This is a genomic window from Segetibacter koreensis DSM 18137, from assembly GCF_000374045.1.
In the GTDB taxonomy this organism is placed as follows: domain Bacteria; phylum Bacteroidota; class Bacteroidia; order Chitinophagales; family Chitinophagaceae; genus Segetibacter; species Segetibacter koreensis.
The window spans coordinates 93,321-119,779 of sequence record NZ_KB893359.1 but is presented as its reverse complement, the minus strand read 5'-3'; the positions used below and the strand labels follow the sequence as shown (position 1 = coordinate 119,779).

The window sequence follows — 26,459 nt, the reverse complement described above, 5'->3', positions numbered from 1 at the left end:
CAACTTGTTAATAGTCACCTACAAAAACCTTTAGCTAAAACGCTATACTTTTAATTGTTTATTGAATAAATGGAACTTAAAAAACAGCAAATATTTCAAATTTCTGTATAGTTAAAATTACTTTGGAAATAATATGATTCTCAATAGGGCAACTGCTATTAAGAAAACAATGGGATTATAATTATCCTATGACATTATTACCTGCGCAACTTTCAATTTACATCCCCATTTCACTGCTTGCATAACAACAGCATTGAAGGGTTGGATTTTACAGAGATTTGAAGAAAATCAACTAAAAAGAATACTATGAGTAGAAAACGAATTGCTATGGGAACAAGATCTTTACAAAGTTTTTTTATGGGGAAAAAACAAGCGGTGATGTTAGCCGTGACAATTTCTGTCCTTATTTCCTTTTCATGCAACAATGCTAAAAATGAAAATACTGATACAGAAGTTTCAAAGGATCCTAAAATTGCTAAGTTAAAACTGCCATCAGGTTTTCATGCCGATCATTTATATAGTCCTGGCGAGCATGACCAGGGCTCTTGGGTAGCTATGACTTTTGACGACAAGGGGAGAATGATAACGTGTGATCAGTACGGCGGTTTGTATCGTATTACCATACCTCCTGTAGGCTCAGATACCAACACAGCTAAAGTGCAGGTTCAAAAACTCGATATACAGGTAGCAGGTGATACCGCCAAAATGAAAATCGGTTTTGCACATGGTTTACTGTATGCTTTTAACAGCCTTTATGTAATGGTAAACGACGAAGGCGATACTACGCTCGAAAGAAGAAGTGGCCTTTACCGTCTGCAGGATATGAACCATGATGACCAATATGATAAGATCACTTTGATCAAAGCCTTAAAAGGAGAGGGCGAGCATGGACCACATAACCCTGTTTTGTCTCCTGATAAAAAATCCATCTATATAATAGCGGGAAACTTTACTGATATCCCTAAAATGGATTCTTACAGAAGTGCGTCTTATGGCCAGATCGATAACCTAATGCCATTAATCAGGGACCCTAACGGTCATGATAACACGGTGGGAAATCATGGAGGCTGGATAGCTCATATGGACTCAACAGGAAATAATTGGGAACTGATCAGTTCAGGTTTCCGTAATCCTTTCGATCTGACTTTTAACCGCGAAGGCGAAATGTTTGCTTATGACTCAGATATGGAATGGGATTTCGGACTTCCTTGGTATCGCCCTACAAGAATATGTCATGTAACAAGTGGAAGTGAATTTGGATGGCGCCCGGGTACAGAAAAATGGTCACCGGCTTACCCGGACAACCTGCCGCCTGTTGTAAATGTTGGCCAGGGGTCTCCTACCAGTTTTTTCAATGGAGAAACTGCTCATTTTCCTGACAAATACAAAAACTCTTTGTTTGCTTTTGACTGGAGCTTTGGAATTATTTATGCAATAAACCTTGACCGTGAAGGAGCTTCATATAAAGCAAAAGGAGAAGAGTTTGTTTCTGGTTCACCTTTGCCTCTTACCGATGGCGTAATAGGTCCTGATGGCGCTATGTATTTTTTAACTGGCGGCCGCAAACTCGAATCTGATCTTTACCGTGTTTATTATAAAGACAATGCTGATAATACTCAAGCTTTGGCAGCTACAGAACCTAATGACCAGGTAAATATCCGTAGAAAACTTGAATCATACCATGGCGGAGCGAAAGCCGGAGCAGTTGATTTTGCATGGCCCTATTTAAATAATAGCGATAGATTTATCCGTTTTGCTGCACGTGTTGCTATCGAAAATCAGCCGGTAAACCAATGGCAGGATAGGGCTTTAAATGAAAAAGATCCCGTCATTTTAACTCAGGCTGCGATTGCCCTTGCACGCACCGGGAATCCTGCTGTAAAAAGCCAGTTGACAAAGGCTCTTACGAGTATTGATTTTTCTAAGCTTTCAGATGCACAGCAGGTTGATCTTGCCAGGGCCTTTGAGCTGATTTTTGCCCGCATGGGTAAGCCTGATGCGGCAGAACTTGCTGCTGTATCTGCATACCTTAATCCGCAGTACCCTGCAAAAACAAATGAACTGAATCGCGAATTAAGTAAAGTTCTCGTTTATATTGGCGCACCTCAGGCTGTAGAAAAAACAATGAATTTACTTGCCACAGCAAAAGACGATAATACAAATCAAAGTACGCTTACTCAATCTTCAGACCTCATACTTAGAAATCCTCAATATGGACTTGATATTGCCGGAATGCTTTCAAAAGTTCCTCCTGCACAGCAGACTTACTATGCAACAGTATTAAGCCAGGCTAAAACAGGATGGACACCTGAGCTTCAGGATAAATATTTTAAATGGTTCTACACCGCATTTGAGTATAAGGGAGGCCACAGTTTTATCGGCTTTGTTAATTTGGCTCGTAAAAATGCCCTTGCTAATGTTCCTAAAGATCAGTTTGCTCACTATAACACTGTTTCAGGTGATTCTTTAGTGGGTCAAAACGGTACCTACCTTGCTAACTCAACCATTCAGCCAAAAGGACCGGGAAGAAATTGGACTGTAGAGGAAGCTATGAAGGTTGTTGATAGCGGTATTACAAATAGAAATTTCGAAAGCGGAAAAGCAATGTTTGCATCTTCACTGTGTATTTCATGTCACACTATGAAAGGTGAAGGCGGCGTTGCAGGTCCTGATCTTACCCAGTTAGGTACTCGTTTTTCTTATAATGATATGCTCGAAGCAATCATCCATCCAAATAAGACCATTTCAGATCAATATGGAGCTACCGTATTTTACCTTAAAGAGGGTGGATCGGTTGTAGGTAGAATGATCAGCCAGGACAATGATAAATACGTTATTTCTCAAAACCCTTTCTCACCCCAAACGACAAGAGAAGTGCTGAAGAAAGATGTAGCGCGGACAAAACTATCTGATGTATCTCCAATGCTTCCCGGGTTGATAAACAGGTTAAATCCTGAAGAGTTAAGAGACTTATTGGCTTATTTGAAATCCGGAGGTAATGCGCAGGATACTATTTTTTCAGGTAAAAAAACCTTAGCAGTAAATAAGAAATAAGTGTTAGCGTTTTAATATCTTTTGATGGATTTTATCATTAATTAAAGGAAGAAGGAGATAAAGTTTGATTTCTGAAAACTGGCGCAATAAAATATCCAACACTGCGCAACTTGGAGGTATAGAAACTTCTGTACTTGATAATGGTGCAGGCCGCGGAACCCGCATCGCCTGGATCAATACCGGAACAGGTTTACGTTTTAAAGTTGTACTCGATCGGGGGATGGATATTGCGGATGCTTTTTACAATCAGCACAGCATTGCGTGGTTAAGCCATTCAGGAATAACGGCTCCAGAGCGGTTTTCAAACCAGGGCATAGATTGGCTTAAAACATTTGGAGGCGGGTTGTTAACCACTTGCGGATTGACGCATGTTGGAGGGCCTGAGAGTGACGAATTTGGTTCACGCGGCCTTCATGATCAGGTCAGCAATATTCCTGCAGACCTTGAATCAATTATCCAGCCTGATCCTGTAGCAGGTAAAATGGACATGAGTATAACGGGCAGAATAAAGCAAACACAGGTACTCGGACCTAACCTTGAAATAAAAAGGACAATATCCGCAACGCTTGGAGAGGCAACTCTGCGAATTCATGATGAAGTTATTAATAGAGGAAATATGCCAGCACCCCACATGTTGCTATACCATTTCAATTTTGGCTGGCCGTTGGTAGATGAAGGAACAGAAATAATATGGCAAGGCGAATGGCAACCGAGAGAAGGCGGTATAAACAACAAAATATTTAGGGACGGATACGAGTTTCATAAGTGTCCTTCGCCTCTTGAAGATCATAATGGCCATGGAGAAGCAGTTGCTTTTATCAATTCCGTACCTGATAGTTCTGGTCAATGCACATGTGGGCTTTACAACTCCAACATTGGTCTTGCATTAGAATTGAAATATCAGAAAACGCAATTGCCTTGGATGACGAACTGGCAACACTGGGGCAAAGGTGAATATGTAACTGGTCTTGAGCCGGGAACGCACCCCCCAATAGGGCAAGCAAAGGCAAGGGAGCAAAAGGAACTTATTATTTTGCAACCAGCTGAAACAAGGTCGTACGACATTGAAATTGAAGTGCTGGAAAGTAAAGAGAAAATCAAGGAATTTCTTAAAAAAAACAATTTAGGTTAACTGTTAAAAATCGTTTCAAATGGAAACTGCCGAAAAAATAAGTTTAGCTGAAAAAGCATTGGAACAGGGGCAAGGAATTTTACGTTTGGCTCCAACCTGGGTACCACGTTCATTTTGTGTTCCCGGCCGAAGAATCAAGTTGCACCCCGATGACTATTATGTGTTAGGCGGGCAAAGGGGTGGTATTGACGAGCGTTGGCTGTCTTCTACAACACCGGCCAAAAACGGTCCTCTTACAGGTGAAAATGAAGGGTTAAGCCAGGTGGTATTTAATGACGGAGATAAAGAAGTAAAAATATTATTGAAGGATGCAATAGACGAGCTGAAGGGTGAATTGATTGGAGAAAGATTGTGGGATGAACACCAGGGCTGGCCAATGTACTCTAAGTTTTTTGACAATATGGGACCTCTTCCACACCATATCCATCACAATGACGAGCATGCTGCACTGATAGGCCAAATGGGTAAACCGGAAGCATATTATTTTCCACCGCAATTAAATAATCATGGTGGAGATTTTCCATATACCTTTTTTGGGATTGCCCCGGGTACTACAAAAGAAGAAATTCGTGAGTGCCTGGTAAACTTTACGAAAGGAGATAATAAAATTACGAACTATTCCCAGGCTTTCCGTCTGGAACCCGGGACGGGTTGGGATGTTCCACCCGGAATGTTGCATGCTCCCGGAAGTATGTGTACTTACGAACCGCAGAAAGCTTCTGATGTTTTTGCAATGTACCAATCATTAGTAAATGAAGCAATCATTCCTGAGGAATTGTTATGGAACGGTACGCCACCGGAAAGAGTGGGTGATTACGATCAATTGATGGAGGTAATTGATTGGGACCTTAATACGAATCCGGATATTTTGGCAACAAGATTTATGAAGCCGATACCAGTAAAACCGGAAAATGAAATGCAGGCAGAAGGATACACAGAAAATTGGGTTTGTTATAAATCAGATGCGTTTAGTGCGAAGGAACTTACCATTCAACCTGGTGCAACGGTTATTATTAAAGACAGTGCCGCTTACGGCTTGATTATGATGCAGGGGCATGGAAAAATGGGAGTGTGGGATATTGAAACTCCGGCATTGATTCGTTATGGACAACTTACTAACGATGAATTTTTTGTAAGTGAGAAAGCTGCTATCGAGGGAGTTAAAATAGCTAACCTTTCCTCCACTGATCCCATTGTTATGCTCAAACATTTCGGTCCGGGAAATCCCGATCTTGTTTTATAATGAATCAGTATTTTTTCAAAAAAAGTTATCTAATACTTTAAACACTGAAAATAATCTAACGAAATGCAAGACAATAATTATCCTAAACTACACAATGCTACCTGGCCTGGCATTGTAGGAAAAGGGGCTGGTTCCGAACCACCTATTTCTTTCGATACAATGCTTCAAATGACTGCTGCTGCTGAGGTAGATGGGGTTAAATTTGATGGAATCGATATAGGCCTGCTCGAGCCTCATATTAATATTGACTGTTCAGATGACGAAATAAAAAAGCTAGCAGAAAAAGTTGCTGGTTTTAATCTAAATATAGGAAGTCTTGTGGCTCCAATATGGGGCGGACCGGCTATGGGAAGTAAAGAAGAACGTGCTCAATTTGTTGAAATGGTTCGTAAATCTTGCCATTTTGGTCAGAAGCTCCGCGAATATGGGGTACGGCATTACGGAGTTATTCGTATTGACTCTGCCAGTTCTCCTCAAACCTGGGAGGTTGACCCGGTTAACAATTCAAAGCTCATAGTTCAGACTTTTCAGGAAGCCTGCGATGTCGCCGCAGATTATGGCGAAAAGCTGGCTGCCGAAGGAGAAATTTGCTGGGGTGGTATGCATAGTTGGAAAACAATGGTTGAGACTTTAGAGGCTGTTGATCGTCCCAACATGGGCTTTCAGGCCGACATGGCGCATACCTTACTTTATCTGCTGGGTTATAACAGGCCTCAAGACCGTATTCTTCCTGAAAATTTTGAGTGGAGTGATCGTAAAACATTGGAGGACGGCCTTAAAACTATTACGAAAGCCCTTCGGCCTTGGACAATAGATTTCCACGTGGCGCAAAACGACGGAACAGTATTTGGTTCAGGATCGCACGATAAAACAGGCAGACATTGCCAGGCGACCGATCCAAATGGAAAACTTGATATTGCTCATGATGCTGGTTACTGGTTACGAGATGAAAATGGTCAACTTACTAAAAAGTTTAAACACATATGTTGGGACGGGTGCATGTTTGCAAACGAAGTGATGATGCGACAACAAACCTGGAATGATATCCTCGCTATTATGATAAAAGTTCGCCAGCAACACGGCTGGTATGAACCCGAAAAACAAGCTGCTATGGCTACTTTTTAATACTTACTGTTAAGATCTTAAATAATATGAGAAATAAGAAAGAATTAAGAATTGGTTTAATCGGATGCGGTTTTATGGGTCGCACTCATACCAACGGTTATAAACGCGTTGGTGATTTTTTTCCGGAACTGGAGTATCGTCCGGTATTAAAAGCTGTTTGTTCGCGTAGTGAAGACAAAGTCAGATCATTTGCTGATCAATGGGGTTATGAGTCTATCGAAACAGATTGGAAAAAAGTTATCGCCCGTGATGATATTGACGCCGTTGATATTTGCGCCCCTAATAATATGCATGCAGAAATTGCTATTGCTGCCGCAGAAGCGGGTAAAATGATTCTCTGTGAGAAACCTCTCGCAAGAACATTAGCTGAGGCGGAAGAGATGGTGGGTGCTATAAAAAAGGCAGGTGTAAAGAATACCGTATGGTACAATTACCGCCGCATTCCCGCAGTTACTTTGGCTAAGCAAATTATCGACTCAGGCAAATTGGGACGCGTTTTTCATTACCGTGCTAACTTTTTGCAGGACTGGACAATTAACCCGGAGTTGCCCCAGGGTGGTGAGGCTTTATGGAGGCTTGATGTAGATGCTGCGGGCTCAGGTGTAACAGGTGATTTGCTTGCTCACTGTATAGATACTGCTATGTGGTTAAATGGGGGAATTGTGGATGTTTCTGCGGTAACAGAGACTTTCGTAAAAGAACGGATACACCAGGCAAGTGGCAAAGTACAAAAAGTAGGTATAGATGATGCCTGTATTTTTCACTGTCATTTTGAAAATGGTTCTCTCGGCCTTTTCGAATCTACCCGTTATGCACGGGGACATAAAGCTTTATATACATTTGAAATTAATGGCGAACATGCTTCGCTACGGTGGGATTTACACGATCTTAACCGTCTTGAATATTTTGATCACGCTGATGATTCTATCGTTCGCGGCTGGCGTACCATTCATGTTACTGACGGCGATCAACCATATATGGACAAATGGTGGGTACCGGGATTGTCTATTGGTTATGAACATTCTTTTGTTCACCAGGTAGCTGATTTTTTAAAAAGCCTTGAAACCGGAATGCCATGCGCTCCTACATTTAAAGACGCTCTTGAAACTCAGAAAGTTTGTGAAGCAGTTTTAACCTCTGCGTCTTCAAAAAGTTGGAAAGAAACAGGTGTTGAGGATTTTGCAAGCTGAAAATGTCTGGAACAGGATCATTTACAGGTATAAAATTAATATTGCTAAAACAAATAATAATGCTAAAAAAAGTGAGTTCTAAATTCGTTCAAATGGGAATAATGCTGATGGTGTTAGTGGTCAGCAGCTGCAGAACTTCAGCGCAAAATCAGGCAGATAAGAATGGTTTTGTACAAATTTTTGACGGTAAAACTCTTAAGGGCTGGGAAGGCGATCCAACATATTGGCGGGTAGAAAATGGAAATTTAGTTGGAGAGATTACACCTTCTACACTTTTAAAAACTAATTCATTTATCATATGGCAGGGCGGCAAGCCGGCTGACTTTGAACTGACTCTTGAATTTAAAATAACAAAAGCTGGAAATAGCGGTATTAATTATCGGAGTGTTCAGTTAACGGATGTGCCTCATGCTTTAAAGGGATACCAGGCCGATATTGACGGCGCAAATCACTACACAGGGCAAAACTACGAAGAACGCCAAAGGACCACATTAGCGTACAGAGGAGAAAAAGTAACAGTAAATCCTCCTGGAGATTCTCCTGATTTTTTAAAGGATCATGTTAAGAACAACGCCTGGACAGAAAGAACTGTGACCGGCTCATTAGGTAGTTCCGATGAATTACAGACTAAAATACACGCTGAGAATTGGAATACTTGTCACCTCGTTATAAAAGGCAATCACTTACAGCATTATATTAATGGCATTTTAATGAGTGATGTAACGGACAATGATACAGTAAATGGAAAATCAGAGGGACTGTTAGGTGTGCAAGTACATGTTGGCCCACCGATGAAAGTTGAATATCGAAACATTCGGTTGAAGCAATTATAACTATGTTTCGAATAAGTTGAATAAACTTGTTCCTTCGATTAAAGTTTTTACTCTTACGTTTCAAGTAAGAATTGATCACAAAATGATCTTGTCTTAATCAAGCATAAGGAGATCTACATTCCGCCTTTGCCTTTAATTGTTTTGGACAAAGTGTGATATATAAAAATTGGTATTTTTTTACCTACGGTTATTTCTATGTAAAATAGTTTCCTTTAGACAAAATACTGATTTAAATTTTCTTTATATAAAAAGATGAGAGCATGACAGAACAGGACAGTGATCAAAATTATCAGTTCTAATTTTATAGAACAATTAACAAGTGCTTTTTCCGTCGAATTTCCAACCACTCTGAAGGTAGAATTCTAATACATTTTTTACCCCTTTTCAATTTCTAAATTTTAAAAAATAACGATTGCTTATGAAAGAGATCATTCTTAAAAAGATGCAGTACATCTTGATACTCCTTTTTCTATTATTTTCCGCCTCCTCCACCTGGTCGCAAACTATGCGAGTTTCGGGAAAAGTTACCGATGAGACCGGAGCTGGATTAGGAGGCGTAACTGTACAGGTGAAAGGTGGAACGGGTGGTACCAGCACCGATGCAAAAGGTAATTTTTCACTGAGTGTACCAAGTGGCTCCAGTACGTTAGTAACATCTTTTGTCGGTTACCTTACCCAGGAAATACCTGTTAATAACAAATCGCATATTAATGTCACTCTTACGCCAGCTAATACAGCTTTGGGAGAGGTTGTAGTAGTAGGATATGGTACTCAAAAGAAAGCTACACTCACCGGCTCTGTTGCTACAGTAAGTGGAAATGATATAAGAAAATCGCCGGCTCCAAATATTTCAAATTCCCTTGGGGGTCGTTTACCAGGACTGGTAGTTGTTTCGAGGACTGGCGAACCGGGTAACGACGGTTCCCTCCTTAGGATCAGAGGTGTAAACACTTTAGGTGATAACTCACCACTTGTTATAGTTGACGGTATTCAAAATCGTGGTTTAGATCGTATAGATCCAGCTACTATTGAGTCTATTACTGTTTTAAAAGATGCGTCGGCAGCCATCTATGGGTCTGAAGCAGCAAATGGTGTTATATTAGTTACAACAAAACGAGGGAAATCTGGTGCGCCAAAAATTGAAGTTAATGTTCGCCAAGGATGGAATAAACCTACGGTACTTCCCAAAATGGCGGATGCGGCAAGTTATGCTCAAATGATCAACGAAATAAAGTTGTACCAGGGTCAGCCGGAAAAGTATTCTGCAGAAGATATTAAAAAATACGCCGATGGCTCTGATCCTTGGGGACATCCAAATACCGATTGGTTTAAAGCTGTAATTAAACCCTGGTCTGTACAACGTTATGCTAATGTTTCACTAAGTGGTGGCTCCGACCGTGTAAAATATTTTGTTTCTGGCGGAACTACTTACCAGGATGGCATCTTTTATAATAGTGCTAATTACTATTCGCAGGTTAATTTCAGAAGTAACCTTGATGCAGCCATTTCTAAAGATATTCATTTAAATGTAGATGTATCTGGAGGTCAGCAAAATGCACATTATCCCGGCACTGGAATTGGCGGAGATGCATTAAATACTTGGTGGGCTCTTAACCGGCAATACCCATATTTACCTGCTTACTGGCCTAATGGTCTGCCAGGACCTGATGTCGAGTACGGGCAAAATCCTGTTCTTACTACTACCAATGCTACCGGCTACTATTTAGATAAAACTTATTCCGTTCAGAGCAATGTCAAGCTAGATGTTACGATTCCCTGGATAAGGGGTCTGTCTGTGAGTGGAACAGTAAGTTATGATAAAAACATTCTCAATCATAAACAGTTTGAAAAACCCTGGTATGTTTATACATGGGATGGTGTAACCCGTGATGCAAATAATACTCCTGTTCTGGTAAAGGGACAGAGAGGAGTAAGTGACGCAAGATTAACTCAGGGCTTAACGGATGGTAATAGTGCAACGCTTAGGGGATTAATCAATTATCAAACGAGTATAGCCAACAAGCATGATATTAAGGTATTACTTGGTACTGAACGGATTTCCGGTGCTTCAATGAACTTTAACGCTTTCCGTAGATATTTTACGACCACAGCAATAGATGAGATGTTTGCAGGTGGTAATTTGTTAAAAGATAATGGAGGGGCACCAGACCCGTATTTAAACAATGCCCGTTTAAGTTATTTCGGACGTTTGAACTACGATTTTGAAAATAAATATCTTGCCGAATTTGTTTTTAGGGAGGACGGCTCCTATGTTTTTCCTCCCGGATCTCAGTATGGTTTCTTTCCCGGTATTTCATTAGGCTGGAGAATATCTGAAGAGAATTTCTGGAAAAGGAGCATTCCTTTTATTAGCGAGATGAAAATAAGAGGATCCTGGGGACAAACAGGTAATGATCGTATTGCTCCCTACCAGTTTGCTGCTAATTTTGGCTATAACGGTTCTTATACTTTTAATCAAAACGTGGTTGCCAATACCACCAGCCAGGTGCGTACACCCAATCCAAATATTACATGGGAAGTAGCAAATCAATCCAACATTGGTTTTGATGCGCAATTATTACACGGAAAAGTTAGCGTTTCAGCTGATTATTTTTATAACGTTCGTTCTAATATCTTATGGTGGAAAAATGCTTCGGTTCCGGGTTCAGCCGGTTTAAGTTTGCCTCAGCAAAATTTTGCGAAGGTTTCAAACAAGGGTTTCGAATATGAAGTAGGGTATCATAACAAAGCTGGTAGTCTTACTTATTCGGTTTCTGTAAACGGTTCATATGCTAAAAACAAGATATTGGACTGGGATGAAACACCAGGTATTCCGGAATACCAAAAAACGACAGGTCATCCAATGAGTGCTCATTTGTATTATCAGGCAATTGGCATATTCAGAGACCAGGCAGCAGTTAATAAATATCCTCATTGGGATGGTGCGCAGCCCGGAGACATTATATTTAAAGATGTTAATAATGATGGGGCAATTAATGGTTTAGATTTGGTTAGAGACGATAAGACAGATATACCAACTTTTACAGGTGGTTTGAACTTGAATGTAGGGTATAAAAACTTTGATTTGTCAGTGCTGGTACAAGGTGCTGCAGGTGCTGAAAGAGCTTATACAGAGTTTTCAGGCGAAGCCGGTAACTTCAGAATGGATAATGTAATAGGACGTTGGACTCCCACTAATATTGATGCAACAAAACCGAGGGCTTGGAACCGTACGTCGCAATATTGGATGGCAGATGGATGGCCAAATAATACCTACTGGGTGAGAAACAGCAATTATTTGAGGGTTAAAAACATTGAATTGGGATATGATCTTCCACAAAAGTTTATAAAAAGGTTTGGAATAGATGCTTTCAGATTATACGCGAGTGGATTAAATATTTTTACGTTGACTGGTTTGAAAGATTTCGATCCGGAGTCGCCTAATACCGCCCCTGGTTCTATCTGGGTTAATAGCCAGGTTTATCCACTTAATAAAACACTTTCTTTTGGTTTAACCGTAACCTTTTAAAAAATTTAATTGAATGAAAAATTTAGTAATTATATGTCGGATATTTTTATTGGCTTCCGTCATTACTTCGTGCAGTAAAGATTTCCTTAACAAAAAATCGCTCACCGAATTTTCAAGTTCAGACGAGTGGGGAGATCCTGCGTTGACTGCAACATTTATTAATGGAATTTATAATGAACTTCCCGCAGGTGTAGCTATGAATGCAGGAAATGTCGACGAATCCAGAAGCAGGGATGCAGACGGCCTGAATTTTAATAACATGGTTATTACTCAGGATGACGGGGAATATGGTAATTGGAGTGCATCGTATAGGGCTATCAGGCACTGCAATGTTGCGCTCGAAAACATATCAAAATCTTCGTTTGACACTAGCAAAATTGATGGTGTAGCTTTAAAAGATAGAATGATTGGAGAAGTTCATTTTCTCAGAGCTTACTTGTATTTTCGTTTAACTTGCTACCACGGAGGCGTGCCTATTATTACCAATGTCTATGGATTGGAAGATAATTTTAAGATAGCCCAAAGTTCTTATGCTGATTGCATAAAATTTGTTGTAAGTGATTTAGATTCAGCTGCCAACTTATTACCAATAACTCAGAGTGGAGATAACGACGGGCGTGCTACTAAAGGGGCTGCGCTAGCTCTAAAATCAAGAGTTTTGCTTTATGCTGCCAGCGATCTACATAATCCAAATAAAAACGCTAGCGTAGTCCACGGCTTTGCTCATCCGGAATTATTAGGTTATACCGATGGTGATCCTATGGCTCGATGGCAAGCTGCTAAAGATGCTGCTAAAGCTGTAATTGATTTGGGAGTGTATAGTTTATACAAGCCGAACCCTGCTTCTGCAGCGGAAGCTACCCAGAATTATGGAGATCTGTTTACATCAACACGAAGTGTAGAAGATATTTTCGTTAAATATAGCTCAGCTTCAACAGGGGGTGGTTATAATGGCTGGGTTTTGGCCCCCAATGGCTGGTATGGTAATGCGGGAGTAGGGGCTATTAATGAATTAGTCGATGCTTATGAGATGGCTGATGGTAGCAAATTTAGCAGGAATAATCCTGCAGAAGCGGCTCAGCCGTATAGTAATCGGGATTCGCGATTTTATGCAACCGTACTCTTTGAAGGTAACAAATACAGGCCTCGTCCCGCTGATTTAACTATTTATGATCCCATAGGAGTAGGACAATTTGGTACTTGGCAAAAATGGGATAATGCTAAAAATCAAATGTACCCTGTGTATGGTCTTGATACCCGAAATAGCATAGCTAATTCATGGAATGGTAATGAATGTGGTGCCACTATGCTTAAATACTTAAGTAAGACGACCGATATTCAAAAGTCCTATCAGGATTTAACCCTTCGTTGGATCAGGTATGGTGAAGTGCTATTGAATTATGCTGAGGCATCTATTGAGTTAGGGCAGGATGCTGAAGCGAGAACTTATATAAATATGATCAGGAAAAGAGCATTTATGCCGGACGTAACAGAATCAGGCGCAGCACTAAGGGATCGTTACCGTAATGAGAGACGAATCGAAATGGCATATGAAGATCAAAGATTTTTCGACGTTAGAAGGTGGATGATAGGTCCTGATGCTTATCATGATGTTCATGGAGTTCAAATTGTTTATAAGCTAAATCCAGATCATTCGACCGCTACTATTCCTACTGTCACCCCAAATGTAATTCGGACTGGAAAATGGGATAATAAAGCATATTTCTTACCCATCACCAGGAGCGAAATGAACAAGAATGACAAATTGATAGAACTGCCGGGGTATTAAAAGTTTAAGTACCACAAAGCATCCCAACGAAAGGGGGTAATTTTAAAAATCGTTGGGATGCTTATTATAAAGAAAATAGCATTTTTTGATGATCTTATTTAAAAATCGTTGAAGCAGTGAGATTTCTCAATAGGTGGACAGTAAGAGCAAACAGAACCTAATTTTAAAAAATGAGGTGCAATTTTTTATAATAGAATTTTTAGGTTATTGGTCAATAATTATTATAAAGAGTTTCTCAGCGTCAGGTAAAACTTTGTTTCGATATGTTCAATAGAGTTAGTAAGAATAAGTTCTGCTGTTTTTTCTCCCATCATTTGAAAATCTGTTGATATCGTTGTAATTCCATTTAAAATGATCTTTTTTAAAGCAGTTTCATTATAAGAAATAACACCAACATCTTCTCCTATTTTTAAATTTTCACTGAGGATTTTTTCTACCAAAGTCACTAAATCATCTTCCATTACATTTATATAAACTTCGCCTTTTTTTATTTCTTCTTTTTTTATGTTAGGAACTACTTTTGAGTTAAATGCATATTGTTGGCAGAAGTTATTTAAGCCGGTGATAATTTCGACAGGGTAGTAAGTGTTGTGAGGTAAAATAATGTTTATAGTATGGTACTTGCTTAGCTGAGGCAAGGCTTCTTCAAGTGCAGTATAAATATCTTTTTCAAAATTTTCATAAATAGCTCCGTAGTCACCTGTTACTCCCGGAATTAATTTGTCAAGTAAAATGAGTTTTTCTTTGGGTAAAGTATTAATAACAATATGGGCGTTCTCTTCTCCGTCTAAAAAATGAGGAATGATGACATAGTAATCATAATCTTCCTTACAGTTTTGCAGCAACTTTTTAAAGAAAGTAAAGTTATTATTATAAACATAGAAATCTATAGCAGCAGCATCACCAAGGGCGCTTACTAGGGCATCATAAATAATCTTCTTATGGGCACTCAATTTGTTAAACAATAAAAAAATCTTAATCTTTCGTTCTACATTACTCGTTTTAATAAAATACCCTTTTCCGGGGACGGATCCTATTATTCCCAGTTTTTTTAAATACTTATAACCCTTTTCTGCCGTGTCTCTTGATATTTCAAATTCAATACTTAATTCATTGATAGAGGGAAGCACATCATCTGCCTGAAGCTTCCTGTTTTCAATTGCTTTAATAATTGAGTTTGCCAGTTGCTGATATTTTGCGGTAACGGAAAACTCATCAAAATAAATAAGTTTACGAAATGGAGAAGTATTCATAATATTCATACAGTTACCAAACGTACATATTTCAAAATGCTATTTCAAAAATTTTTTTTGTGCCTCATATACAACCATGATAGTACATGATAGTGAAGCGTTTATATACTTCTACTTTAGCATACAATTCATTGCTCAGCCATAAGAAAATACAATTATGCAGGTTATTCTTGGAGTTATCTTTCATTTTATAGGAGGTTTTGCTTCAGGTAGCTTTTATGTTCCCTTTAAAAAGATAAAAGGCTGGGCATGGGAAAGTTACTGGATTATCGGCGGACTTTTTTCATGGCTTATCATCCCACCATTAGCAGCCTGGTTAACGATACCAAACTTTACTGAAATTATTGCACAAACATCATCCTCTACTATCGGCTGGACGTTCTTTTGGGGCCTTCTGTGGGGTATTGGTGGTTTAACTTATGGTTTAGGAATGCGTTATTTAGGCATGTCATTGGGAAACTCGGTGTTGCTCGGTTTTACATCTGTTTTCGGTTCACTTGTTCCGTCTATATACTACGACATTGTTCCTACACCTGGTAAAACAACATTTACAGAACTCGTTACCACTTCCTGGGGACGAATTGTTCTAGTGGGGATCGTTATTTGCCTGGTAGGTATTTATATCTGCGGAAAGGCAGGAGTGCTGAAAGAAAAAGAACTACCTGAAGCCAAAAAGAAAGAAAGCATTAAGGAATTTAATCTTGTTAAAGGTTTAATTGTATGTACGGTTTCCGGTATTCTCAGTGCTTGTTTCAATTATGGAATAGAGGCAGGCACTCCAATGGCGGAGGTCGCAAATAATTTGTGGAAGGCTTCTCATGCTGACGCGACAACAGAATTTTTATACCAGAATAACGTTATCTATGTGATATTGTTATGGGGAGGATTAACAACAAATTTCATTTGGTGCATGGTACTGAATATACGTAACAAAACGTTTGGAGACTATATTAACACAAAAACACCGCTTGCCCGAAACTACTTTTTTGCTGCTCTTGCAGGCACTGTATGGTTTTTGCAATTCTTCTTCTACGGCATGGGAGAAAGTAAGCTGGGTAATGGCGCCAGTTCATGGATTTTACACATGGCCTTTATAATTCTTGTTGCCAATCTTTGGGGCATTGCTTTAAGAGAGTGGAATGGTGTAAGTAAAAAAACAAAAACAACAATTACTATAGGTATCATGGCTATATTTCTATCAGTTGTATTGGTAGGCTATGGAAACGCTTTGAAATAGCAGCCGATTAACAAAACAAATAGGTATCAAAATAAAATGTGCTTGTCCGGGGACAAGCTAAATCTTAACCTCAATTATTAAAAAAATTATGACCACCGCAACAACTCAATTCAAACACGTAAGTTACCTGTGGGATGAATCTAAAGCTGCAGAACTTGCAGGTGATGAAGTAGCGCTATTGATTTACCGTTCAAACTTATTAGGTGCAGATTTACGCCTGACTAATTATGGTGGAGGAAATACATCTTGCAAGGCAATGGCAAAAGATCCCCTGACGGGTGAAGAAAAAGAAATAATGTGGGTAAAAGGGTCTGGCGGTGATTTGGGAACTTTAAAGAGAAGTGGCCTTGCTGCTCTTTACGTAGACAGGCTGCGCAGCCTTGTAAAAGTATACAGAGGTATTGAACACGAAGATGAAATGGTTGAGTTATTTAATCATAGTATTTATGATCTTTCTTCAAAAGCGCCGTCGATAGATACTCCTTTACATGGTTTTTTACCTTTTAAACATATAGATCATCTACATCCTGATGCTGCTATTGCTATCGCGGCAGCAAAAGATGGTAAAAAAATAACGGAACAACTTTTTGGCGGTACTATAGGCTGGGTAGAATGGCAAAGACCCGGTTTTGATTTGGGGCTGCAATTGAAGCAATGCTTAGACCAAAGCCCTAATATCCGCGGCATTATGTTAGGTTCTCATGGTTTGTTTACTTGGGGCGATACTGCTTACGAATCTTATATAAATACACTTGAAGTAATAGAGCGTTGTGCCGAATATATTGAAGAGGCAATAAGCAGGCAACCTGCAGTTTTCGGGGGAACTAAAGTACAGTCTTTATCAAAAGAAGAGCGGCTTGAAAAGGCAGCTACATTAGCTCCGATTCTCCGTGGCTTTTGCTCAAGCAATACGAAGATGATCGGTCATTTTAGCGATGACGAAAGAGTTTTACAATTTATTAATTCAAATGACCTTGACAGATTAGCACCTCTAGGTACCAGTTGTCCCGATCACTTTCTCAGAACAAAAATAAGCCCGCTGGTTTTAGACCTTGAGCCTTCTGAATTTCTTACAGATATACCTTCTATAAAAGAAAGATTACAACCCGCATTTGAAGCATATCGTACAATGTATGCCGATTACTATAATAATTGCAAGCATTCTAACAGTCCGGCAATGCGTGATGACAACCCGGTAGTCATTCTTTATCCGGGAGTAGGTATGTTCACATTTGCAAAAGACAAACAAACAGCAAGAGTAGCAGCAGAATTTTATACTAACGCCATCAATGTAATGCGTGGTGCCGAAGCTATATCGGAATATACCTCTTTGCCTCGCCAAGAAGCTTTTAATATAGAATATTGGTTGCTTGAAGAGGCCAAGCTGCAACGCATGCCAAAGCCAAAACCGTTAAGCGGCCGTATTGCACTAATTACAGGAAGCGCGGGTGGCATCGGTAAAGCCATTGCTAAAAAGTTTGCTGAAGAAGGTGCATGTGTTATCATCAACGATATTAATGCAGAAAGAATGAATGGAGCTATGGCAGAGTTTCACAAGCTTTTTGGTAAGGACAATGCTGCTTCTACTTTGCTAGATGTAACAAATGAAGAAACTATAGAAAAAGCCTTCGATGCCGCTGCGTTAGCTTTTGGCGGTGTCGATATTATCATTAATAATGCAGGTATTAGTATATCCAAAAGTTTACTGGATCATTCTATTGAAGATTGGGATAAGCTATACAACATTCTTGTTAAGGGCCAGTTTCTTGTATCAAAAGCAGGTGTAAGGATTTTGCGTAAACAAGGGTTTGGAGGCGACATCATAAACATTGTCTCAAAAAATTCTGTAGTGGCTGGGCCAAACAATGTTGGTTATGGTTCTGCAAAAGCAGCCCAGGCTCACCTTAGTCGCTTACTTGCAGCTGAGCTGGGTCCTGATAAAGTGCGTGTGAATACCGTAAACCCCGATGCTGTAATTGCCGATTCTAATATTTGGGCAGGCGGTTGGGCCGAAGGCCGTGCAAAGGCATATGGCGTTACTGTTGAAGAATTACCTGCGTATTATGCAAAACGGACTTTAATGAACGAAACCATTTTGCCTGAGGATATTGCTAATGCGTGTTTTGTATTTGTTAGCGGATTACTGAATAAATCGACAGGAAATGTTCTGAATGTTGATGGGGGAGTGGCCGCAGCGTTTTTGAGATAGCTTGATGCAATGATGTAGAGATTGTTTGATAGCAAGTCTTACCCGATTTTTTAGGACAAACATTATGGTCAATCAGAATCGTTGTTCTCACTGCATCTTTTCGTTCTCTGTTTAAATGCAGCTTTGTTTGCTGTGTTACTCGCTGTGTTCCTGTTTTTGACTTCTGAGAAATGCTGCCGGTAGCGGTATTGTACAAGTGTGCGACGCAACAATGATGAATGGCGTTAAAAAGGTTTGGTTCATAAAAAAGCTCAAAAAATGTTCCGGGCATCTTTTGTTGATTATTTTATAAATTAAATTTCAAAGTGTGTTATGCACCGTATTGCTTTTAAGATGCAGTTATTTCCTGGCTTTGAAGAGGAATACAAAAAACGACACCAAGAGCTTTGGCCAGAACTGCAACAACTATTGAAAGAAGCCACCATTACTGATTACTCAATATTTCTTGATGCGACAACCAATAGTCTCTTTGGAGTTATGAAAGCAGAAGATAAAGGTAAGTTAGACACTTTGCCATCAAATCCGGTAATGCAAAAGTGGTGGAAGCATATGACAGATATTATGGAAACTAACCCTGATAATTCTCCTGTACAGATTCCATTGCAAGAAGTTTTTTATTTACCTTAATCTCCAAAACGATTACTATGCAAATAGAAAAATATAAAATACAGGAATTTAATGAGGATAACCTGCAGGTGCATAAACAGAGGTTTGAATGTATTGCTGCAGACATTGCTAATGTTGAAGACATTCTTCAAAAACTAATAAATTTTCAAATTGCCATTCCAAGCTGGGCGCTGGGCACAGGAGGAACACGGTTTGGCCGTTTTCCCGGAGGCGGAGAACCTGGAAGCCTGGAAGAAAAAATTGAAGATATCGGGCTTCTTCATAAACTAAACAATTCAAGCGGGGCAATCTCGTTGCACATTCCTTGGGATATTCCATCTAATGCTGCTAATGTAAAAGCGTTGGCTGCACAGCATGGCTTGCGTTTCGATGCTATGAACTCAAATACATTTCAGGATCAACCTGGTCAAAAGCTGAGTTATAAATTTGGCTCAATGCAACATGTTGATAAAGCAGTTCGCCAGCAGGCAATAGAACATAATATAGAAGTAATAAAGTATGGGGTTGAATTAGGTTCTGATTGTTTAAGTATATGGTTGGCCGATGGATCAAATTTTCCAGGTCAGCTGAATCTTAGAAAAGCATTTCAAAATACTTTAGAAAGTTTGCAGGAAGTGTATGCTGCTCTGCCAGATGACTGGAAAATGTTTGTAGAATACAAGGCATTTGAACCCAACTTTTATTCAACAACAGTTGGTGATTGGGGACAATCTTTTTTATACGCCAGCAAACTTGGTCCAAAAGCTTACACGCTTGTTGACCTTGGTCATCATCTTCCCAATGCGAATATTGAGCAAATAGTGTCTTTGTTATTAATGGAAGAGAAGTTAGGAGGTTTTCATTTCAATGACTCCAAATACAGTGATGACGATTTGACGGTAGGAAGCATCAATCCTTACCAGTTGTTTTTAATATTTAAAGAGCTGGTAGAAGGTATGGATGCAAGAGGGATGAATCATGCCGCAGACCTTGCCTGGATGATCGATGCATCACATAATGTAAAAGATCCGTTAGAAGATTTGCTGCAATCAATTGAAGCAATTATGATAGCCTACGCCCAGGCTCTGCTGGTAGATGGCAAGGCACTCGAAACTGCACAGATGACAAATGATGTTGTATTGGCACAGGAGGTTTTACAGGGCGCATATAGAACAGATGTCCGTCCGTTGGTTGCAGAGGCACGACTTAGAAGCGGAGCAGCGTTAGAGCCCCTGCAATTGTTTCGCAAATTAAAGGTGAGGGAAAATCTTATTAAAGAAAGAGGTTTAAAAACGGTTGCTACCGGTTTATAAAATATGTCAGCTACCCCGGTTATCGCCATATTTGATGTAGGTAAAACAAACAAAAAACTATTTCTTTTTGATGAAAATTATAAAATAGTTTTTGAAAGGTCTGCGCGTTTTAATGAAATGGAAGATGAAGATGGTTTTCCCTGTGAAAATGTTGAAAGTCTCAGATCGTCTGTTTTTGATTCGTTACATGAAGTGTTTAATAATGCAGCTTTTGAAATTAAAGCAATTAATGCCTCCGGATATGGGGCCAGTTTCGTTAATGTAGATGAGAGCGGGAAAGCTGTTACTCCATTATACAATTATCTAAAGCCTTACCCCGAAGATCTTAAAAAACAATTTTATGATACTTACGGAGGTGAAAAAGAGTTTTCTTACGTGACAGCTTCCCCGGTTTTAGGTCATCTTAATTCTGGAATGCAATTGTATTGGTTGAAGTATAAAAAGCCCGAATTATTCAAAAGAATTAAGTTTTCTCTTCACCTTCCCCAATATCTCAGCTATTTGATTTCGGGTAAATTCTATTCTGATATTACAAGTGTCGGTTGTCATACCAATTTGTGGAACTTCAAATTAAACGATTATCACGAGTGGGTATATAAGGAAGGGATCATAGACAAATTAGCCCCTATTGTTCCTGCTGACCAGGTAGTTGCCGCGGAATTTAATTCCAAATCGTTCTTTGCCGGAGTTGGCCTTCATGACAGCTCTGCTGCATTAATTCCCTACCTGGTTAATTTTCACGAGCCTTTTATTTTAATATCAACCGGCACATGGTGTATAAGTTTAAATCCTTTCAATAACCAACCTCTTACAGCGGAAGAACTTGAATGTGATTGCCTGTCTTACATGACTTTCAAGGGTAAAACTGTAAAAGCATCGAGGCTATTTGCCGGTAATGAGCACGAACAACAGGTGAAGAGAATAGCGGAGTTTTTTAACATAAGCCACGCTTTTTATAAAACAATTGAATACAATCCTGAGACAATTGCAGCTTTACAAAAGAAAGAAGATGCAGGTTTTAAGAATAAAGACACAAAAATTCTTCTTAAGGAATCTCTTTTTGCACAAAGAGACGTAAGCGCATTTTCTTCTGAAGAAGAAGCATATCACCAGTTAATGGCAGATATTGCAACTCAACAGTTTGCCTCAACGCAATTAGTGCTGAAAGGAACGGAAGTTAAAAGAATTTTTGTAGATGGGGGATTTAGCAAAAATTCTATCTATATGAATTTATTAGCTTCTTTATTTCCAGAAATAGAAGTGTTTGCTGCTTCTATGGCACAGGCTACTGCCGTTGGTACAGCACTTTCAATTCACCATTGCTGGAATAAAAAGCCTTTACCCAATGATATTATTGAATTAAAATACTTCTCGGCTATTTCTCCCGTTTTTTAATCCTTATTGGGTTTCCAGAAAGTACATCAGATTGTTCGTTATTTGTAATAGTAGCGGAAGTATTAGTAGCAGACTTTAAAAGGTTTTAAGCTATTTTAAGAGGAAATGGTGGTAATATTAATTACAAAAACAACTCCTGTTCATCTGTGTAATACGTAATGCGGCCTCCTTTTTTATCTGCTTTTATCACAGCACCGTCTGGGCTTACATCTTTCTCTTTGGTATGTATTTTAAGAAAATCTCTTATTTCACCTGTTATAATATCAGGGTGTTTTTTTAGTATTTGTTTCTCCGCGTTTTTAAGCACAGTTTTTATAGCTTTTTCCAAAGCATGAATTTTGTTTTCTGAGATTGCGCTGCAGATAGAAAAAGGAGAAATTCTTGCCTCCCATAATATTTCATCTGCATAAGCATTGCCAATACCTCTTATAACATCCTGGTTGGTTATTACATTCTTCACCTTTGCCTTGCATTGTAATGCTCTCTTCAGGTAATCGTAATTGAGCTGGTTTGATAAAGCATCTATTCCTTTCTTCTCTTCTGGATGTAGCGTTATGTTTGCCAGGCCCTGCCAATCTGTTAGTGCCAATCCTTTATTCTCAAAATATAATTCAGCAACAGTAAACTTATTCTCATTGTCTTTTTCAAAAAGGTAAAGATTTCCGTGCAGCATAAGATGCATGCCGAGGAGAGCGCCGTTTGCAAACAAAAACCTTAATTCTTTTCCTGTTCGGGAAACAGATGTAAGAATGTTTCCTTCTAAGTTTTTACTTAAGTCTTCTGGTTTGTCTTTGATTTTTTTAGTATTTAGAATCTTAATTTTCAATAATTTTTTGCCCGCAAAAATGGAATTAAGATTTTTAGAAAACACTTGCAGATCGGGTAATTCGGGCATAGCTTAGTTATATGTCGTAAAATAAAAATACACTTTTTTGCAAACTAAACATGGAAGAGTAAATAAGTAAGATCAAAGTTTTTTATGTGCTTCTTTTAAAAAGTTATACCGTAGCTGTTTTCTTTGAACTTCTGTTTTGCAAAACATCTCTGAGTATAGCCTTAGCTCTTGAAAACTGTGATTTGCTGGTGCTTTCTGTTATGCCTAATTTAATTGCAATTTCTTTGTGTGAATATCCTTCTACTGCATATAAATGAAAAACAGTGCGATAACCTTCGCTGAGGTTCATAGATATTTTAAGCAGGTCTTTTTCGTAAAGACAGTCTAGTGCACTTTTTTGCTTATCTGCTATTGCATTTTCAAAACCATCACTTTCGGCAAATTTTATATTATTTCGTCTTAGGTGTTCAATAGCTGTATTTACAAAAATTCTTCTTACCCATCCTTCAAATGAGCCTTCTCCCCTAAATTTGTAGAGGTTGTTAAATAATTTTACAAAACCATCCTGCAATATGTCTTCTGCGTCAGTTTGGTTTTTAGCGTAACGAAGACAGATAGCAAACATTTTAGGTGAAAACATATCATAAAGCGCTTTTTGACTTTTTCTGTTTCCGTTAATGCAATTTTCAATAAGAGATTTTTCAGTTAGGATAGAGGTGTTATTCATAATTTATTTTGTTATTCTCTTCTTTTCTCTACATTAATGCCAAATCTTAACCAATTGATAATCAGTTCTTTTTTTCTATTTTTCTTAAGGTTTTTTCCCTTAATGGGAAAACATTAATCAGTATTGGAAATAGTTATTTAAAATGTGTTATTTACTGTAATCTTTGTGTTATATCGGTGGCGAAAACCGGTTGTAGTTAAAATAAGCATATGAAAAAATTACTTTTTGTTTTAATTCTTTTTAATAGTGCATTTGCTCAGGAAAATAATAATCCTCTGCCTGATTGGGCTTTTGGAGGGTTTAAGCGTCCCGAAGGTGTGAATCCTGTTATATCGCCTAATCCGGCATCTATTTTTGTAGATCCTATCACTAAGGATACAGTAAGGTGGGAAGGAAACGATGCGTTTAATCCGGCAGCAACTATAAAAGATGGAAAGGTCGTGGTATTGTATCGCGCAGAAGATAAATCAGGAATCGGTATTGGTGAGAGAACGTCACGGTTAGGTTATGCGGAAAGTGAGGATGGAATACATATGAAAAGACGTTCTAAGCCTGTATTTTACCCTGCCAATGATAGTCAGAAAGAGTTTGAATGGCCTGGCGGATGTGAAGATCCCCGCGTTGCGGTAACAGAAGATGGAACCTATGCTGTATTTTATACGCAGTGGAATCGAAAACTTCCAAGATTGGGAGTAGCTACTTCAAGAGACTTGGTACATTGGAAGAAGCACGGACCTATATTTAGAAAAGCGTACAATGGAAAGTTTTTTAACGTAGCCCATAAATCTGCATCTATTGTAACTAAGCTTGTAAATGGTAAACAGGTGATAGCAAAGATCAATGGAAAATACTGGATGTATTGGGGAGAGGCAGGAGTTTTTGCAGCTACATCCACAGATTTGGTAAATTGGAAACCTCTTGTAAACAATAAGGGTGAATTGAGAGCATTAATATCTCCAAGACAAGGATTCTTTGACAGCGACCTTACAGAATGCGGCCCTCCCGCTATTATGACTGATAAAGGAATTTTATTATTATACAACGGGAAGAATAATCCTACAAAGGGCGATAAGCGGTTCCAGGGAAACAGTTATTGCGGCGGACAGGTACTTTTTGATCTTAAAGACCCTACTAAGCCGATTGCAAGATTAGATGCGCCGTTTTTCCGGCCAATGGAACCGTTTGAAAAAAGCGGCCAATATGTAAATGGAACTGTATTTATGGAAGGACTCGTTTTTTTTAAACAAAAGTGGTTCTTGTACTATGGGTGTGCAGATTCTCGTGTTTCAGTTGCCATCTATGATCCTGCTCATCCTGCAGCTACAGACCCTTTGCCTGAAAGTAAATAAGACTTTTCTACAACAACAAACTATTGACGCCTTACCTTTTAGTTCTCACGTAAACCAGGACGATATTGTTTTTACCGGTTCCTCTTTCGTTAATTTCAAACCTGTTCAGGCTTTTAATTAATGGAAGCAACTTTTTAAAACCATAGTTACGCGAATCGAAGTCTGGCTGTTTTTTTAATATTAAATTTCCAAGGTCGCCCAAAAAAGCCCATCCTTCTTCGTCTGCAAGGTCGTTGACACTGTCAGCAATTAGTTTTATTAATTCCTTATCTATTTTTTCAATAGGTGGAGTAGTACTTTCTAATGGTTCAACGACTTCGGTAATTTCTGCCGATTTTGATTTGGCTGCTTTTCTTGTCCTTGTCTTTTTTGATGGTTGTGAAGATTGTTCTTCCGCTTTTAAAATCTCTATGTAAATAAATTTGTCGCACGCCGAAATAAATGGAACCGGTGTTTTCTTCTGTCCAATACCAAAAACTTTCATTCCGGCTTCCCGCAATCTTATGGCGAGTCTTGTAAAATCGCTGTCGCTTGAAACAATGCAAAACCCGTCAACTCGACCAGAATAGAGAATATCCATCGCATCTATAATCATAGCAGAGTCAGTGGCATTTTTGCCCGATGTATAACTGTATTGCTGCACCGGCGTTATGGCACTTTCTAACAGAACCCCTTTCCATCCTGATACAGTTGGTTTGGTCCAATCCGCATAAATTCTTTTAAAAGTAGGCGTGCCATATTTGGCAATTTCTTCCAGCATTTCTTTAATGTTACTGTATGGAACATTATCAGCATCTATTAATACTGCAAGTCTTAAGTCTTTGATCATTTCCATATATGCAAGATACAATTGTCTGAATTGCATTTGCGTTTTGTCAGAACTTGGATTTTGAAGAATTGGATAAATTGGAAGGAAAGTTGCATGAACAGGAAATAGTTAATACTAGTTGTATATGAGATGCTCAGTTCGAAAATAAAAATTAAAAAATGATCAATAGAATCGATACAGATGAAAGGAGCGTCGCAACCAAAGCTTCATCTGTGGTTCTTTGTTTGTAACAAAAATTAACTTTCCTTCTTTTTTTTTGTTTGTAACTTATATCGGTTTATTTACAGAAATATGTTTTTTTACTTCGAGCGGGTCAGGGCATGCTTCGAGAAGTTCGGTAATTGTTTTTTGTAAAACAGGATGAACAAAGCCGGAAGCTATTTCGTTTAAAGGAGTTAGGACAAAACGACGGTTAGCAATTTGCGGATGGGGAACAGTCAGGCGAGGAGATGAAATTATTTCGTTGTTATAAAACAGGATATCAATATCAACGGTTCTTGGTCCCATTTTTTCGATTCGTTTTCTTCCCAATTGTTGTTCTATATCTAATAATGTTTGCAATAATTTTTGGGCAGGTAAATTGGTTGATACCAGCAATACCTGGTTTAAAAAAGAGCTTTGATTTGTTACTCCCCAGGCTGCGGTTTCGTAAACAACTGATTTTTTTAAAACTGTACCAATATGTTTTTCGATTTGTTCAATTGCCAGTTGCAGGTTCAATAACCGGTCACCGATATTGCCGCCAGTCAGTAAATATACATCGTTCATAAATTATGATTATTTCCGCCGTTCAAATATCTTTAATTTGCAC

The 26,459-nt window shown here is 38.9% G+C and carries 19 protein-coding genes; 14 read left to right on the top strand and 5 right to left on the bottom strand.

Annotated features, from left to right (window positions below; all coding sequences use genetic code 11):
* Positions 1–306: 306 nt before the first annotated feature.
* The 8 genes from B154_RS0121860 to B154_RS0121825 all read left to right on the top strand — a co-directional run bounded on the left by B154_RS0121860 (position 307) and on the right by B154_RS0121825 (position 13,895).
* On the top strand, positions 307–3,054 hold the full coding sequence (locus tag B154_RS0121860) for a PQQ-dependent sugar dehydrogenase (protein ID WP_018616494.1): 2,748 nt from the start codon (positions 307–309) through the stop codon (positions 3,052–3,054).
* 64 nt (positions 3,055–3,118) lie between these two features.
* Positions 3,119–4,186, top strand: coding sequence for an aldose 1-epimerase family protein (locus B154_RS0121855; RefSeq protein WP_018616493.1), 1,068 nt, complete (start codon positions 3,119–3,121; stop codon positions 4,184–4,186).
* Between the two features lie 19 nt (positions 4,187–4,205).
* Positions 4,206–5,429, top strand: coding sequence for a class I mannose-6-phosphate isomerase (locus tag B154_RS0121850; protein ID WP_018616492.1), 1,224 nt, complete (start codon positions 4,206–4,208; stop codon positions 5,427–5,429).
* A gap of 63 nt (positions 5,430–5,492) precedes the next feature.
* A complete protein-coding gene (locus B154_RS0121845) occupies positions 5,493–6,554 on the top strand; it encodes a sugar phosphate isomerase/epimerase family protein (protein WP_018616491.1) in 1,062 nt (353 codons plus the stop codon).
* A gap of 26 nt (positions 6,555–6,580) precedes the next feature.
* Complete coding sequence (locus B154_RS0121840; protein WP_018616490.1) at positions 6,581–7,744, top strand: Gfo/Idh/MocA family protein; 1,164 nt, start codon at positions 6,581–6,583, stop codon at positions 7,742–7,744.
* 59 nt (positions 7,745–7,803) lie between these two features.
* Entirely contained in the window at positions 7,804–8,577 is a 774-nt protein-coding gene (locus B154_RS0121835; protein WP_026260354.1) for a 3-keto-disaccharide hydrolase, read from the top strand.
* Between the two features lie 418 nt (positions 8,578–8,995).
* Complete coding sequence (locus B154_RS0121830; RefSeq protein ID WP_026260353.1) at positions 8,996–12,106, top strand: SusC/RagA family TonB-linked outer membrane protein; 3,111 nt, start codon at positions 8,996–8,998, stop codon at positions 12,104–12,106.
* A 13-nt stretch (positions 12,107–12,119) separates the two neighbouring features.
* Positions 12,120–13,895, top strand: a complete 1,776-nt coding sequence (locus B154_RS0121825) for a RagB/SusD family nutrient uptake outer membrane protein (protein ID WP_018616487.1) — start codon at positions 12,120–12,122, stop codon at positions 13,893–13,895.
* A gap of 221 nt (positions 13,896–14,116) precedes the next feature.
* On the opposite strand, the gene B154_RS0121820 is transcribed toward B154_RS0121825, so the two are convergent.
* Positions 14,117–15,148, bottom strand: a complete 1,032-nt coding sequence (locus tag B154_RS0121820; RefSeq protein ID WP_026260352.1) for a GntR family transcriptional regulator — start codon at positions 15,146–15,148, stop codon at positions 14,117–14,119.
* 157 nt (positions 15,149–15,305) lie between these two features.
* Between B154_RS0121820 and rhaT the strand changes: the two genes are divergently transcribed.
* From rhaT to B154_RS0121795, 5 genes are all read left to right on the top strand, one after another.
* Positions 15,306–16,385: an L-rhamnose/proton symporter RhaT gene (rhaT, locus tag B154_RS0121815; protein ID WP_018616485.1), complete on the top strand. Its 1,080-nt coding sequence runs from the start codon at positions 15,306–15,308 to the stop codon at positions 16,383–16,385.
* Between the two features lie 88 nt (positions 16,386–16,473).
* The gene (locus B154_RS0121810) at positions 16,474–18,594 is read left to right on the top strand and encodes a bifunctional rhamnulose-1-phosphate aldolase/short-chain dehydrogenase (RefSeq protein WP_018616484.1); all 2,121 of its coding nucleotides are present in this window, start codon (positions 16,474–16,476) and stop codon (positions 18,592–18,594) included.
* A 312-nt stretch (positions 18,595–18,906) separates the two neighbouring features.
* Positions 18,907–19,221, top strand: coding sequence for an L-rhamnose mutarotase (gene rhaM / locus B154_RS0121805; protein ID WP_018616483.1), 315 nt, complete (start codon positions 18,907–18,909; stop codon positions 19,219–19,221).
* 17 nt (positions 19,222–19,238) lie between these two features.
* Positions 19,239–20,513, top strand: coding sequence for a sugar isomerase (locus tag B154_RS0121800; protein WP_018616482.1), 1,275 nt, complete (start codon positions 19,239–19,241; stop codon positions 20,511–20,513).
* 3 nt (positions 20,514–20,516) lie between these two features.
* Entirely contained in the window at positions 20,517–21,908 is a 1,392-nt protein-coding gene (locus B154_RS0121795) for an FGGY-family carbohydrate kinase (RefSeq protein WP_018616481.1), read from the top strand.
* 121 nt (positions 21,909–22,029) lie between these two features.
* Here the strand turns inward: B154_RS0121795 and B154_RS0121790 are convergent, their stop codons facing one another.
* Together B154_RS0121790 and B154_RS0121785 are read right to left on the bottom strand one after the other, a co-directional pair.
* Complete coding sequence (locus B154_RS0121790; RefSeq protein WP_018616480.1) at positions 22,030–22,803, bottom strand: DNA-formamidopyrimidine glycosylase family protein; 774 nt, start codon at positions 22,801–22,803, stop codon at positions 22,030–22,032.
* Positions 22,804–22,906: 103 nt separating this feature from the next.
* Complete coding sequence (locus B154_RS0121785; RefSeq protein WP_018616479.1) at positions 22,907–23,470, bottom strand: RNA polymerase sigma factor; 564 nt, start codon at positions 23,468–23,470, stop codon at positions 22,907–22,909.
* Positions 23,471–23,679: 209 nt separating this feature from the next.
* On the opposite strand from B154_RS0121785, the gene B154_RS0121780 reads away from it, so the two are divergent.
* On the top strand, positions 23,680–24,819 hold the full coding sequence (locus B154_RS0121780; protein WP_018616478.1) for a glycoside hydrolase family 130 protein: 1,140 nt from the start codon (positions 23,680–23,682) through the stop codon (positions 24,817–24,819).
* Positions 24,820–24,850: 31 nt separating this feature from the next.
* Here B154_RS0121780 and B154_RS0121775 read toward each other — a convergent pair whose 3' ends face one another.
* Together B154_RS0121775 and folK are read right to left on the bottom strand one after the other, a co-directional pair.
* Entirely contained in the window at positions 24,851–25,684 is an 834-nt protein-coding gene (locus B154_RS0121775) for an NYN domain-containing protein (RefSeq protein ID WP_018616477.1), read from the bottom strand.
* A gap of 231 nt (positions 25,685–25,915) precedes the next feature.
* Positions 25,916–26,416 (bottom strand): 2-amino-4-hydroxy-6-hydroxymethyldihydropteridine diphosphokinase, encoded by a 501-nt coding sequence (gene folK / locus B154_RS0121770; RefSeq protein ID WP_018616476.1) that lies wholly within the window; start codon positions 26,414–26,416, stop codon positions 25,916–25,918.
* Positions 26,417–26,459 lie beyond the last annotated feature (43 nt).

Coding starts and splice junctions, on each gene's coding strand:
- B154_RS0121860 (WP_018616494.1), top strand. CDS start 307: ATGAGTAGAAAACGAATTGCTATGGGAACAAGATCTTTACAAAGTTTT.
- B154_RS0121850 (WP_018616492.1), top strand. CDS start 4,206: ATGGAAACTGCCGAAAAAATAAGTTTAGCTGAAAAAGCATTGGAACAG.
- B154_RS0121845 (WP_018616491.1), top strand. CDS start 5,493: ATGCAAGACAATAATTATCCTAAACTACACAATGCTACCTGGCCTGGC.
- B154_RS0121840 (WP_018616490.1), top strand. CDS start 6,581: ATGAGAAATAAGAAAGAATTAAGAATTGGTTTAATCGGATGCGGTTTT.
- B154_RS0121835 (WP_026260354.1), top strand. CDS start 7,804: ATGCTAAAAAAAGTGAGTTCTAAATTCGTTCAAATGGGAATAATGCTG.
- B154_RS0121830 (WP_026260353.1), top strand. CDS start 8,996: ATGAAAGAGATCATTCTTAAAAAGATGCAGTACATCTTGATACTCCTT.
- B154_RS0121825 (WP_018616487.1), top strand. CDS start 12,120: ATGAAAAATTTAGTAATTATATGTCGGATATTTTTATTGGCTTCCGTC.
- B154_RS0121820 (WP_026260352.1), bottom strand. CDS start 15,148: ATGAATACTTCTCCATTTCGTAAACTTATTTATTTTGATGAGTTTTCC.
- rhaT (WP_018616485.1), top strand. CDS start 15,306: ATGCAGGTTATTCTTGGAGTTATCTTTCATTTTATAGGAGGTTTTGCT.
- B154_RS0121810 (WP_018616484.1), top strand. CDS start 16,474: ATGACCACCGCAACAACTCAATTCAAACACGTAAGTTACCTGTGGGAT.
- rhaM (WP_018616483.1), top strand. CDS start 18,907: ATGCACCGTATTGCTTTTAAGATGCAGTTATTTCCTGGCTTTGAAGAG.
- B154_RS0121800 (WP_018616482.1), top strand. CDS start 19,239: ATGCAAATAGAAAAATATAAAATACAGGAATTTAATGAGGATAACCTG.
- B154_RS0121795 (WP_018616481.1), top strand. CDS start 20,517: ATGTCAGCTACCCCGGTTATCGCCATATTTGATGTAGGTAAAACAAAC.
- B154_RS0121790 (WP_018616480.1), bottom strand. CDS start 22,803: ATGCCCGAATTACCCGATCTGCAAGTGTTTTCTAAAAATCTTAATTCC.
- B154_RS0121785 (WP_018616479.1), bottom strand. CDS start 23,470: ATGAATAACACCTCTATCCTAACTGAAAAATCTCTTATTGAAAATTGC.
- B154_RS0121780 (WP_018616478.1), top strand. CDS start 23,680: ATGAAAAAATTACTTTTTGTTTTAATTCTTTTTAATAGTGCATTTGCT.
- B154_RS0121775 (WP_018616477.1), bottom strand. CDS start 25,684: ATGCAATTCAGACAATTGTATCTTGCATATATGGAAATGATCAAAGAC.
- folK (WP_018616476.1), bottom strand. CDS start 26,416: ATGAACGATGTATATTTACTGACTGGCGGCAATATCGGTGACCGGTTA.